General features: G+C 55.4%; 12 protein-coding genes. 6 read left to right on the forward strand and 6 right to left on the reverse strand.

The features are described from left to right. Window positions 1-124: 124 nt before the first annotated feature. From GOV89_RS04355 to GOV89_RS04380, 6 genes are all read right to left on the reverse strand, one after another. Window positions 125-394, reverse strand: coding sequence for a hypothetical protein (locus GOV89_RS04355; RefSeq protein WP_170469000.1), 270 nt, complete (start codon window positions 392-394; stop codon window positions 125-127). Then, the gene (locus GOV89_RS04360; protein WP_171237588.1) at window positions 384-920 is read right to left on the reverse strand and encodes a hypothetical protein; all 537 of its coding nucleotides are present in this window, start codon (window positions 918-920) and stop codon (window positions 384-386) included. Before GOV89_RS04360 ends, GOV89_RS04355 begins: the two co-directional genes overlap by 11 nt. Window positions 921-1050: 130 nt before the next feature. After that, entirely contained in the window at window positions 1051-3438 is a 2388-nt protein-coding gene (locus GOV89_RS04365) for a phage/plasmid primase, P4 family (protein WP_171237589.1), read from the reverse strand. 367 nt (window positions 3439-3805) lie between these two features. After that, a complete protein-coding gene (locus GOV89_RS04370) occupies window positions 3806-4060 on the reverse strand; it encodes a helix-turn-helix transcriptional regulator (protein WP_371810603.1) in 255 nt (84 codons plus the stop codon). 111 nt (window positions 4061-4171) lie between these two features. Then, the gene (locus tag GOV89_RS04375; protein WP_171237591.1) at window positions 4172-5122 is read right to left on the reverse strand and encodes a hypothetical protein; all 951 of its coding nucleotides are present in this window, start codon (window positions 5120-5122) and stop codon (window positions 4172-4174) included. Next, entirely contained in the window at window positions 5122-6348 is a 1227-nt protein-coding gene (locus GOV89_RS04380) for a site-specific integrase (RefSeq protein ID WP_171237592.1), read from the reverse strand. Before GOV89_RS04380 ends, GOV89_RS04375 begins: the two co-directional genes overlap by 1 nt. Before the next feature lie 380 nt (window positions 6349-6728). Between GOV89_RS04380 and GOV89_RS04385 the strand changes: the two genes are divergently transcribed. From GOV89_RS04385 to GOV89_RS04410, 6 genes are all read left to right on the forward strand, one after another. Continuing rightward, entirely contained in the window at window positions 6729-7253 is a 525-nt protein-coding gene (locus GOV89_RS04385; protein ID WP_171237593.1) for a hypothetical protein, read from the forward strand. A 195-nt stretch (window positions 7254-7448) separates the two neighbouring features. Then, window positions 7449-8477: an alcohol dehydrogenase catalytic domain-containing protein gene (locus tag GOV89_RS04390; RefSeq protein WP_171237594.1), complete on the forward strand. Its 1029-nt coding sequence runs from the start codon at window positions 7449-7451 to the stop codon at window positions 8475-8477. A gap of 73 nt (window positions 8478-8550) precedes the next feature. Then, complete coding sequence (locus GOV89_RS04395; RefSeq protein ID WP_171173965.1) at window positions 8551-9426, forward strand: branched-chain amino acid ABC transporter permease; 876 nt, start codon at window positions 8551-8553, stop codon at window positions 9424-9426. Between the two features lie 3 nt (window positions 9427-9429). Continuing rightward, window positions 9430-10527, forward strand: a complete 1098-nt coding sequence (locus tag GOV89_RS04400) for a branched-chain amino acid ABC transporter permease (RefSeq protein ID WP_171237595.1) — start codon at window positions 9430-9432, stop codon at window positions 10525-10527. Further along, window positions 10524-11288, forward strand: coding sequence for an ABC transporter ATP-binding protein (locus GOV89_RS04405; protein ID WP_171173961.1), 765 nt, complete (start codon window positions 10524-10526; stop codon window positions 11286-11288). The genes GOV89_RS04400 and GOV89_RS04405 overlap by 4 nt, the downstream gene beginning before the upstream one ends. Beyond that, entirely contained in the window at window positions 11285-12058 is a 774-nt protein-coding gene (locus GOV89_RS04410; RefSeq protein ID WP_171237596.1) for an ABC transporter ATP-binding protein, read from the forward strand. Before GOV89_RS04405 ends, GOV89_RS04410 begins: the two co-directional genes overlap by 4 nt. Window position 12059: the final 1 nt, after the last annotated feature.

Raw genomic sequence — 12059 nt, forward strand, 5'->3', positions numbered from 1 at the left:
CTCAGGACTATATTTATTTCTAATGTTCCACCAGATGAGTGACGGCTTTGGGCTCGAAGGCGACATCTGAGTCATTTCGTCAGATGACGGGTTTGGAACAGAAGCCGACATTGAATTACTGCGATCACTCAGAAATCAGTTCTTCGATATCTTTTTCCATCCGCACCAGATCGTTGATCGCCTTGCGCATCTCTTCCCATTCTCGCGTCCGCATCCCGTGTTTGTAAGCCGGGTTGGCCTTGCCGGGGCCGTGGCCGCCGCGGGCACCATGGAACCGGCACACCGTCCACCCTTTTACTGCGGGGCCTTTGCATCGCTCTCCAGTTCGTTTTGACTTTGCCGTGCATCTTGGCGCTGCATGCGCCTTGCTCATGGGGCTGGCGTCACTTTTCATGTACGCCCCTCCCCCGGGTCTCAACATTTCCGACAATGGCCTGTCCGCCATCTTCAACATTGACGTGCTGTACTGTGACCGTTTGTTTGCCGCCATTGCGATACTTGCGCAGCGCCTCAACCTGAGACGTGTAGGTTCGAGCAAGCTTGTTGTATGCCCGTTCGTGCGCCTCGAACTGAGGGAGTTGCTCGGCATTCGCCATGCGGCCACCTTGTCGGATCAAAGCGACGTGCGTGGTAGCCATTTGCACCGCTAGCATGCGTTCGACACCGTCGCGCGGCGCGATTTCTCGGACGATCGCGGGCATAAATCCCCGCATGTCTGTGGTGCCGTCTTCGACTTCGGTAGGCTTGAGGGTCATGTATCCCTGAAGGAAGAGGCCTTCGTTAACGGCAGGGCTCTCGCTGCCGAAGATCTTGGTCATAGCGTCTTCACCGTGCTGGTCTACGTGCAAAACACCGTCTTCGTCTTTTCGGAAGGTGAACAAGTCGTGTTTTGGAGTCTTGTCTTTCGCAATTTTGCTCATCGTCATTTCTCCGTTGTTTGGGAAAAGTGACGGAAGTGACGCTTCCACCTATGTACGACGTATCTGAGATTCACGTGAGATCTCGCGCGTACGTCGCATAAAGGGAAAAGCGTCACTTCCGTCACTTTCGTCACCCGAATTTCAATTTGAGATGCAGAAACCCGCGCCCAGTGTTGCGCCTCGTGCTGACAAATTGCCGGCTTTTCATCTCCTTTTGCAGCGTGCGCTGTGTCCAGGGCTGCAGCCCTTGCTGCTCACACCATTGCCCGAAGCGTTGATGCAACGCGCTGTTCGTGACGAAGCTGCCGCTGTCAGCGTCGGTCTCGTCTTCGAGAAACTGCCCGAGAATGTCCTCGTCGTGGAAATAGGCGTTGGATGCCGCGGTAATGCTGGCCGGTACGTCCAACCCACTCTGCTGCCATTGCAGCGCTCCGTCGATCGCCCACCGCAGAATGGCTGGCGCTTCAGCGCGCAATTTATCCGGCAGCGTCTTGTCGCGTTTCTCGGGCGGGATCGTCACAGTGAAAGGAACCAGCACGACCCGGGCGCGGATTGCTTCGTCGATGCCGGCGAAGGATGGCATATTGTTTCCCGCAATAAAGAGCGTCAGCTGCGGATCGAAGTCGAGATAGTCCTGCTTCATCAGGCGCGCGGTCAGCTTGTCGCCACCGGTCAAGTCCTTGACTGTCGCTTCATCCCAGCTCTTGCCCTTTGGCAGTTCGGACCCGACGACGAGGCGCGCACCTTGCAAACCGGCAATACCAGTGGAGTGTTGCTCAAACCTGGAGTTAAGGAAGATCGACGCGGGCGCGCGACGCGCATAATCGCCGAAAAGATCGAAGAGGGTGTTGAGAAAGACAGACTTGCCGTTCCGACCGGTGCCGTAGAGAAACAGCATCTTATGCTCGCTGGTCATGCCAGTCAGCGCGTAACCAGCCGCACGTTGTATGAAAGAAATCACCTCCGTGTCGCCGTCAAAAACGTCACGCAGAAACTGCAACCAAAGCGACGGTTCTATACCGGCGGGAGCTGGTGCCACGGCGGTCTGTTTCGTGATCATGTCATCCCGGCGTGCTGCGCGCATTTCACCGGTGCGTAAGTCGACGGTTCCGCCCGGCGTGCCGAGGAGCATTCGGTTTCCGTCGAAATCGTCGGGACTGGCCGCGCTTGCCGGGTTTGAGCGGGCAAAATCCGCGACCGCGGCAACAGTTGTTTTCCCACGAATGATGTCCGCCTGTTTTTCCACCCTCTTGGATTGACCATCATCCTTGGCTTGCTCCATCAGCTCTGCCGCACGTTGCCGCAAGAATTTACGCGTCAACGTCATGTGCTGCAGGCGATCGTCGATCGCCCAATGCGTGCCAGTCCAGAATAGCCACTTGTTCCAGGCTGCAACGTAACGCGCATCCTCATTCCATCCGCTCTTTCCGAGTGCGATCGCGAGGGTATCATGGCTCAGGTCGACGGGTTTAATCGCATCGGAGCGCGGCATGCCGCCAGACGACAACGGTGGCCTTTTGCTAAGTACGCTGCGCCAGATCGCTTTGTTTTGCGCCTCACCGACTGCCTGTTTCAGCAAGGCCAGAGCGGGTGCGATGGAGGTGATGCTGTGCGGGTTGCCGGATGAGTTCCAAACTTTGGCTGCGTCCCTGGCAGCGCAATCGCCGCCGACATATTTCATTGAAAAGTCGATGAAGTCATCGCGCAGCGTGTCACCGAAACCTACACGCAACGAGACGGCAAGCTTTACCCAGTCTTCTCGGATCAGAGTGTTCGGGGCCGCCGCGAGCAACTCTCGCATTGCTTCAAGAGTTTCGTCATCTGTCGCTTGGGCCTGGCTGAAATCAATGACTTCGACTTTTGGCGTCAACGACGTTTGAGCATATTTTGCTGTGTCCTTTACGGAAACAGCTTTAAGATATGCCTCGAGCGGAAAGCCGGGCAGGTCTTGGGCCTCAAAGGCGGCCGATAGGTTTCGGCCCTCATAGGCGTAAGTCGCTCCGTTAGCCATGATCGAACCGGGTGCGATGATGTATCCGCCATCGCCACGCGTATCGACATGGCTGGCCGCTTTTTTGCTGGACGTGGGCGCGCCCTCGACGTGCATGAAGATGAGCTGTACGCCGCCCGATTGCGTGCGCACCTTCACCGCATCCGGGTGCGACAGTGACAGTTGCTCGATCTGGTCTTCACCGACGGCTTCTCCGGTTTCCTTGTCAACGTCGCCATCAACGACAGACAACCCTGAAACACTCCCGGTCGGCAAACCGACGACCGCGCCGGGATACAGCTGCCACCATCGATCAATGGTGGCGATGTCAGTCGTCGCATCCTTGAACCCGCGCGACGTATATGGCGCTTTGGCTTTCTTGGTGCCGCGGTCCTCTTCCAAACAGGGAAATACAGGCACCACGGCTCCGGCGAGCTTTCTTGCTAGCAAGTGGTTGTCGCAGATTCCTGTCTCGGGCGGTTGGAAATCGGCCGTTGCGGTGTGCGTTGCGGATGAAGCAGCCGTCATATCGCTTGCTCCGCATCATTTTCCGCCTCATCGTCGGGATTTTGTTCAACCTCGGACTGCTCGGCTAGGGTAGTAGCCCCGGACCGATTGGCAGACATTTTCGCCCTCATGACGGCTTTTCTGTAGGCCTTGGGGACGCACCCCATGCGAAAGTCCCAAAGTGCACAACTTGTCTGAACGCATTTTCGGACTTCCTTAGGATCTATTGCACAGTCAAGGCATTTTGCCCGGATCACATCGAGTCCGAAAAGGAACAGTCTGTCGACATAGTCCTCAGCAGGAATTTCTCGTGGATCGCGCCCAATCAGCTGGCCGCCGTCGCTTGCGTACGGAGAGACTTCGAGGAGCGGATTGTCAGATTGATATCTCATGCCGCAGTACTCTCACGGCCATTCATCCAGGCTAGGATCTCGCTTTCGCGCCATGCCACCGCTCTCTTCCCGAGTCGAACCGGCTTTGGAAAATCAGGGTCATGATGCGGGTTGCGCGGATCCATTTTGGCGTAGATGGAAGACCGGGAAAGTCCCGTCATCTCTTCCACCATTGGTCGGCGTTGGAACCGCTCGTTCGTCTGTGTACTGCTCAATGCCATGTCGCATGTCCTTGTGTTGCTGCGGAACATGCTGAACCATTGATACCAAAATCGACGCCAATTCAAATGAATGGCGGCCCACAATTACCAGAAGAAAGCCCGCAATGATGTGAAGCTCAGCAGGAGAATTATGAGCAGTATTTATGGGCGCTTGCTCAATATGTCGCCGATCCAACGCTGCATAGTCGACCGGCTAACCGAAACATCGAGGTTCTTTTGTGACCACTCAACTGCGTACTGTATGTCGGCCTCTTTCTTTCCAGATAGTTTGCCCTCATCCAATAGTCGTGAAATTTCTGCTCGAACAGCCGCTCTTGCAACACCGCCTCCCTTTTGAGGTGCCCCCCTTGGCCTTACTGATTTAACTTCTGAAGATGTCTTTTCGTCGAGCACGGTGCTGAAAACAGTGCGTTCTCCAGTTTCGGGGTTTGTAACGCCTTTAGGCTTTGGAAAAGTGGAGAGCACATCGTCGAACACGATATAAATGCAGGCATAACCCTCGCGGGGATCATCGAAGCGCGGGGGTTCTTCCTCCAGCAAGTTTAAAGTCCAAAAATCGGCGGGTATGTCTTCAAAGAAGTGCGACCGCATCTCTTCGTCTGCCCAACGAAAAGCCCTTCCTTGGATTTGTCCGTTTCGCAACGCGAGAAAGACCTCAGCTCTACATTCGTCCAGCAGCGGCCCAACCAAAGCTTGCATTTCAGCGGTGTAACTATGTGCATCGATTTCCAGTTGCTGCTCGGTCCAATAGTCGCCCACATCCTCGCCCGCTTCTTCGCGCTGTCGTACAATTGCATCTAGTTTTAGTCGTAGGTCTTCACTGGTTGGCGGATCTATGCCCTTGAAATATCTCTCTTCGTCAACTGCAGTACCGGTGGCAGCGATTTCTTCTGGCAACGGGAATTCATTAACATTTGGATAAGTGTCGCCAACAACGTTAGGGTTAATTCTATAATCCCCATATTGATACTCACGGGCTTCATTTTTCCATTCGTCTACGTGCGTTTCCGGCGCCCGGCCGAACGCCAACCAGAAAACAGCTTCAATCGGCAAACATAAATCTGGAAGCTTTGCCGCTATGTAGACGCCCATCAGCCGATCCTCGTTACTTTAGAGGCACTCTCACATAGAAATGCCGCCCAACCATGCATCATCTTGCGTCGTTTTTCGAACAGGTCTGAGCGGGCATATGCCGCCTCGGCCTTATCCCGGATGGTATGCGCCAGCGCAGTTTCCGAAACCTCGCGGGGTATGTTGGTACGTTCTTGAGCCCATGTTTTAAATGACGTGCGGAACCCGTGAACATGGGCATCGTAGCCCAATTCTCGTGTCAGCTTGGAAAGCGTGTTGTCTGACAGTGGCCGTCCCACCTTTGTCGCGGGAAACACAAGACCGGACCCGTCGTCGAGCTGCTTCGCCTGTTCGAAAATCTCCAAGGCGCGCGGCGACAAGGGCACGCGGTGTTCTTTCTTTGCCTTCATGCGATCTGCGGGGATCGTCCAGACAGCGTTTTCCATGTCGATCTCATCCCATTTCGCAAGTCGCGCTTCGCCGGATCGCGTCGCTGTCAGAACAATGAGCTCCAAAGCCAACTTCGTCGACATCAATGCGCCGGAAGACTTCACTGCTTCGAGAAATCCGGAAACGTCGTTGTAGTGGATCGACTTGCGGTGCGCCTGCGTCTTGTCTTGCCGGGGCAGCGCGGATCCGATGTTCTGCGCAGGGTTATCTTGTCGCCAGCCTTGAGCTATTGCCCATTTCAGCACCGTTCCAATGCGTTGGCGCACACGTCGCGCTGTTTCCGGCTTTTCCAACCAGATGGGCTGCAAAACCGCCAGAACATCGGCCGTGCTGATTTCCGAAACTCTGATGCGACCGATGCGCGGAAACGCGTAAGTCTGCAAGGTAGAGAGAAACTGTGCAGCGTGTTTTTTGTTCCGCCATGACGGCTCGTGTATTTCGTGCACCTTGCATGTTGCTTCTTCGAATGTCAGCACAGATTGAGTTTCCCGCTTCGCTCGCAACGGATCGCCACCCGAACGTGCGATCTTGCGGTTTTCAAGTGCTACCTCGCGGGCTTCTGCAAGCGGCACCAGTGACAAGGGCCCCAATCCTAACTCCGTTCGCTTGCCTTTGATGACGATACGTTGCACCCAACGTTTGGCACCGCTTTTGTCAACGCGAAGAAACAGGCCGTGGCCGTCGTTATATTTGCCCGGTTCTGAAACTGTTCGCACAAACGCAGCCGACAGAGCTTTCTCGGGGTGCTTGCCGCTTTTCAGCCGCTGCTCATTTATAGCGCTAGTTGCATCCGCCATATCATCCCCCATAATCTTCTAGAATATGGGGGATAGCGTTGGAACCTGCAAGAACCAAATCCCTATAAACAATTGAGAATACAGCCTCTGTTGGAACTGACAGGAATTTGCAATGGCGGACTGTCTCTCCGCCACTCCCCGGCTTGGCCTTGAATTCAAAAGTTGTGCAGAGAATTGCTCTGGCTTTTAGTGGGGCAAGCGGATGGCTGCGCAATTGCAATGCGCGATTTCCCAAAGCAGCGTGATGTTGCCGTATGCAAAGCCTTGTATCAGCGTAGGCTGGCTCAAACCTCTATTCTGCTGAGAATTCAAAGGAATTCCCCTTTGTCATTGCGTTAGTCTTCAGGCATCCCGGCGACACAAATTCAAAGGAGATTCATATGTCGCGCACTCTTATTTTGGCCGTCATCATCGCTGTATTCGGCGTTGGCGGCTACTATTACCTCAACCAACCCGAACCTACTCCGGCAGAGCGTTTGCAAACAGCCGCAGAGGAAGCTGGCGATGCCTTGGCCGACGCTGCCTCTGACGCTCAGGACGCTGTGGCCGACGCCGTTGACACCGCAACCGAACAAGCTTCTGAGGCGGCTGCATCAGTGGCCGATCAGGCAGCAGAAGCGGCATCGTCGGTCGCGGATCAGGCGTCAGAAGCTGCGCAACAGGCGGGCGATCAGGTCGCCGCGCTGACCGATCAGGGGCAGGAGTTGCTGAATTCCTGGATTCAGGAAGGCAAGCTAAACCCAGCCAATTTCGACTATGACGGGATCATGGCTTCGCTGGAAGAAAGCACTCTGGCGGCCGACCTGAAAAAGCAGGCGATCCAGATCGTAAACGATATCAAAGCGTCGCCTGAGACCATCGCTCAGAAAATCCAGGAACTGACCAACCTGTTGACACAACAATAAAATACTTGGGGTCGACCTTGTGGTTTGGCCCCACCCTATGGGCGCATCTTAGGTGCCCCCACGTTATTTCGGCATTGAATTGACGCCCCGAGCGGCTTTTGATTGGCTCATTCCAAAGCTCGGCACGCGCCACGCCTGTTAAGGGTACGTGTTTAATACGGCGATTTCGACTTCAGATTTGTTGAGGATGACCAAATGACAGAACTGCCACAGACCATGTTTGCCACTCTATTAAAACATGAAGGATATTCTGGCACATCCAGCGGGCCAGCCATATCTGACGCAGCCGAATGGTTGGAACCCGCAGAGATACCCGTGCCACAGCCTGGCCCTGGTCAGGTTCTGATCAGATTGAGAACCGCATCGGTCAACCCGTCCGACTTGCATTTCATCAAGGGCGAGTACGGCCAACCTCGCGTAAAGGGATCCCCTGCAGGTTTCGAAGGATGCGGTGATGTTGTGGCCACCGGAAAAGGTGCCGAAGCCCTGCAAGGTCAGCGGGTTGCCTTTGTTGCTGCCGGATCGGGGGCCTGGGCGGAATATGTTGTCACGCAGATGCAAATGTGCATTCCGTTAAGGCCGGATATCTCGGACGATGACGGGGCCGCGCAGATCGTCAATCCGCTGACCGCGATGGCGATGGTAGACATGGCCAAGGCCGACGGCGACGCGTTTGTCGTGTCTGCCGCAACCAGCCAGCTTGGAAAACTGATGTGCAGCCTTGGGCGTGATCTTGGGCTGAAACCCATTGCGCTCGTGCGGCGCGCGGAGACCGTTGAGACGTTGAAAAGCCTCGGCGCTGCCGAAGTTCTGGTGACGACAGATTCAGATGTTGTTGAGCAATTTGCCGGACTGAGCACGTCCATGAAGCCACGCGTTTTCCTTGACGCCGTGACTGACCAACTGTCGGAACAATTGTTTTGCGCCATGCCAAACCGTGCACGCTGGATCACCTATGGAAAGCTTTCGACCGAAGCGCCGACGCTCACCCAAACCGGCCAATTGATCTTTATGGGCAAGCGGATCGAAGGTTTCTGGCTGACGCAATGGATGATGTCGACGCCACCGGCCGATCAGATGCGGGTGGTGGCCGAGGTTCAGGCGCGTTTTGCAGACGGGCGCTGGAAAACAGATGTTTCTGAACACCTTACACTCAGAGATCTGGTGCCAAATTTAGCCAATGCGCTGAAAAAGAGTGACGGAAAGGTGATAATCACGCCATAGTAGAAGAACCCCACGCACCCCGAAGACTTGCGTGAGGCTGACGGCACCTGTTGCTCGTTGGAGGGAGGACAGTTTGGATAACGCACAGCTGCTGATCAGCGGACTGGCGAATGGCTGCGTCTATGGCCTGATCGCACTTGGCTTTGTTCTGATCTACAAGGCGACCGAAGCGGTGAATTTCGCGCAGGGTGATTTCATGATGCTGGGGGCCTTTGTGACTATCGGCCTGACGAATACTGAATATATGGGCCTGCCCTTCTGGCTCGCCCTGCCGATCTCACTGGGGATTATGGGTGCCTTAGGCTATCTGCTGGATCGGCTGATTATCCGTCGATTGTTCGGTGAAAGCCAGACCGCAGTCGTCATCCTGACCATCGCTTTGGGGTTCGTGATCCGCTTTGTTGCGGGGTTGATCTGGGGGCACGAGCCGCAAACGCTGCAGAATCCGCTTGCCGGCAAAGAGGTTCGCTTTGGCGGTCTGGTTCTGGGGATGGAAGATGTGGCGGTGATTGTTGTCACGATCCTTCTGACCGGGGCGCTTTATGTCTTCTTCAGCCGCACAAAACTGGGCCTTGCGATGCAGGGCGCGTCGCAAAACCAATTGGCGGCCTATTACATGGGCATTCCGGTCAAACGCGTTCAGGGCTTTATCTGGGCACTGGCCGGGATCGTTGCCGGGATCGCCGGTATCCTGTTTGCCGCCAAGGGAGCGGTGGACCCGACCACCGGTTTGCTGGGCATCAAGGCCTTTGCAGCAGCGGTCATTGGCGGCTTTGGCAGTCTGCCGGGCGCATTGGCCGGAGGGCTGATCGTCGGTGTGATTGAGCCCTTTGCCAGCCGCTATATTGCCGCGGGTTATAGCCAGGTCGCGCCCTATGCTCTGCTGCTGGCCGTGCTGATTTTCCGACCCAACGGGCTGTTCAGTCAGGTTCGGGTCAAAAAGGTCTAAGCCATGCGGATCGTGTTTAAAACCAACTACATGCAGGACATCCGACCTTGGAAAGACCGGTATCAACTGTGTCTTTATCTGATCCTTCTGGCCGTCGTTGCAGCGGCCCCATGGTGGCTGGACGCATTCTATCTGGGTGAACTGACAAATGTTTTAATCTGGACCATTGCTGGGCTGGGCCTGATGATCCTGACCGGCCATACCGGGCAAGTCAGTCTGGGACATGCCGCTTTTCTGGCTTTTGGCTGCTATGCCAACGTTGCACTGATCGAAGCAGGGGTTCCCTTTCTGGTCGCTTTCCCACTGGCAGGAATACTGACTGGCATCGCGGGCGTGACAGTTGCCATCCCTGCCTTGCGCCTTCACGGTATCTACCTGGCCATCTTCACCATGGCCCTTTCGATCCTGATGGATGACATCATCGTTCTGTCTGAACCCATCACTGGAGGCGTCGCAGGCAAGTATGTCGGCGGGGTCGAGATCTTTGGCCATTTGGTAGATCGCTGGGGTACGCCGGATCTGTTCTTTTGGCTGGTTCTAACCGTAACGGTTCTAGTCACCTTGGGCTATATCAACCTGCTGCGAGCACCGCTGGGGCGCAGTTTTATCGCTGTGCGTGACTCAGAGGTTTCGGCTCAGGCGATGGGCATCGACATTACGCGCACCAAAATGATCTCATTTGCCTTGTCCTGTGCTGTGACGGGCTGGGCCGGGGCTTTGATGGGGCTTTTTGCCGGTGCCTTCAACAATGAAACCTTCAGTGTTCTGATCTCGATCCAGTTGCTGATGATGATCGTGATTGGCGGACTGGGGTCGATCCACGGGGCATTTCTGGGTGCGATCGTGATCGGGTTCCTGCCGCAATTCCTTTCGATCTCTAAAGAATATGTCGGAGCCTTGTTCGGAGGAAACACAGTCGCCATTCCGGGCCTGGAATTCGGAATCTTTGGCATGATCCTGATTGCCTTCATCCTGTTCGAACCCATGGGCCTTTATGGTCGCTGGCTAAAGATCCGCACTTGGTTCGAGTTGTTCCCCTTCTACCGCAAGGACATGTTCAAACGGCAAAAATCTTATCTAAAGACAGAGCGTCTAAGATGAGCCTGCTGGAGTTTGAAAACGTAACCCTGAAGTTCGGCGGCCTCACTGCGGTCGATAACCTATCGTTCGAAGTGCTGGAGGGCGAGGTTTTTGCCATCGTCGGCCCCAACGGTGCTGGCAAATCGACTGTATTCAACCTGATCTCGCGGTTCTACGAGCCCTACGCCGGGTCGATCCGGTTCGACAGCCATGATCTGCTACGTGTCAAACCCTCGGGCGTTGCAACCTTTGGCGTGGCACGGACGTTCCAGAACATCGAACTGTTCGAGCACGCAACCGTTCTGCAAAACCTTCTGGTTGGGCGGCATAGGCATCGACAAACAAATCTGCTTTCCGAGCTTTTGTTCCTTCCGTCCGCCCGACGGCAGGAAATCGAAAACCGCGAGAAGGTCGAAGAGATCATCGATTTCCTCGATCTTCAGGCCTATCGCGACAAGATGATCGCAGGGCTGCCCTATGGCGTGCGAAAGGTGGTTGAGGTCGCGCGCGCACTGGCAACTGATCCCAAACTCCTGTTGCTGGACGAACCCGCCTCGGGCCTGTCGGTCGAAGAAACCAGTGACATGCGGTGGTGGATCGATGACATCCGGCGTCAGATGGGCATCACCGTGCTGATGGTGGAACATGACATGGGCCTGGTCTCGGGCGTGTCAGATCGGGTTTTGGCCATGGCAGACGGCGCTGAACTGGCACTGGGCTCTCCTGCGCAAGTGCAGGCCCACCCGGCTGTTATCGAAGCGTATCTGGGAAAAGCTTCATGACCGAGCCGATCCTGAAAATACGCAATGTCGAAAGCTTTTATGGCCCCATCATGGCCATTCGCGGGGTGTCATTGGACGTGCACAAAGGGCAGATCGTGTCGATCCTCGGGGCCAATGGCGCGGGAAAGACGACGCTGATGAAAACCGTGTCGGGCGTGATGGACCCTGAAAAGGGACAAATCACCTTTGATGGTGAAGACATTCAGGGGGCCGAACCACATAAGGTCGTGCAACGCGGGATCGTGCATATTCCCGAAGGGCGCGAGGTCTTTCCCCTTCTGACTGTTGATGAAAACCTCAGCCTTGGTGCCTATTCCCGCAAGGACAAAGACCAGATCGAGCAAGATCGTGAACTGGTCTTTAGCTATTTCCCCGTCCTCAAAGATCGACGCGGGCAAGAGGCTGGCACACTGTCAGGCGGTCAGCAGCAAATGTTGGCGATCGGACGTGGGCTGATGGCCCGTCCTCGCATCATGTTGCTGGATGAGCCATCACTGGGCCTGTCGCCGATGCTGGTGCAAGAGATTTTCGAGATCCTCAGGCGCCTCAACCAAGAACAGCAGATGACCATGATGTTGGTCGAACAGAACGCTCATGCGGCACTGGATCTGGCCCATCATGGCTATGTGATGGAGGTTGGACGCATCGTCATGGACGGTAGCGCCGAGGCTCTGTTGAAATCCGAGGACATTCAGAACTTCTATCTTGGTGTGCGTGAAGACGGCGCGCGGGAAAACCGGCGCTGGAAACGGAAAAAGACGTGGAGGTAAG

The organism is Ruegeria sp. HKCCA5763 (assembly GCF_013034545.1).
In the GTDB taxonomy this organism is placed as follows: domain Bacteria; phylum Pseudomonadota; class Alphaproteobacteria; order Rhodobacterales; family Rhodobacteraceae; genus Ruegeria.

Coding starts and splice junctions, on each gene's coding strand:
- GOV89_RS04355 (WP_170469000.1), bottom strand. CDS start 394: ATGAAAAGTGACGCCAGCCCCATGAGCAAGGCGCATGCAGCGCCAAGA.
- GOV89_RS04360 (WP_171237588.1), bottom strand. CDS start 920: ATGAGCAAAATTGCGAAAGACAAGACTCCAAAACACGACTTGTTCACC.
- GOV89_RS04365 (WP_171237589.1), bottom strand. CDS start 3,438: ATGACGGCTGCTTCATCCGCAACGCACACCGCAACGGCCGATTTCCAA.
- GOV89_RS04370 (WP_371810603.1), bottom strand. CDS start 4,060: ATGTTCCGCAGCAACACAAGGACATGCGACATGGCATTGAGCAGTACA.
- GOV89_RS04375 (WP_171237591.1), bottom strand. CDS start 5,122: ATGGGCGTCTACATAGCGGCAAAGCTTCCAGATTTATGTTTGCCGATT.
- GOV89_RS04380 (WP_171237592.1), bottom strand. CDS start 6,348: ATGGCGGATGCAACTAGCGCTATAAATGAGCAGCGGCTGAAAAGCGGC.
- GOV89_RS04385 (WP_171237593.1), top strand. CDS start 6,729: ATGTCGCGCACTCTTATTTTGGCCGTCATCATCGCTGTATTCGGCGTT.
- GOV89_RS04390 (WP_171237594.1), top strand. CDS start 7,449: ATGACAGAACTGCCACAGACCATGTTTGCCACTCTATTAAAACATGAA.
- GOV89_RS04400 (WP_171237595.1), top strand. CDS start 9,430: ATGCGGATCGTGTTTAAAACCAACTACATGCAGGACATCCGACCTTGG.
- GOV89_RS04405 (WP_171173961.1), top strand. CDS start 10,524: ATGAGCCTGCTGGAGTTTGAAAACGTAACCCTGAAGTTCGGCGGCCTC.
- GOV89_RS04410 (WP_171237596.1), top strand. CDS start 11,285: ATGACCGAGCCGATCCTGAAAATACGCAATGTCGAAAGCTTTTATGGC.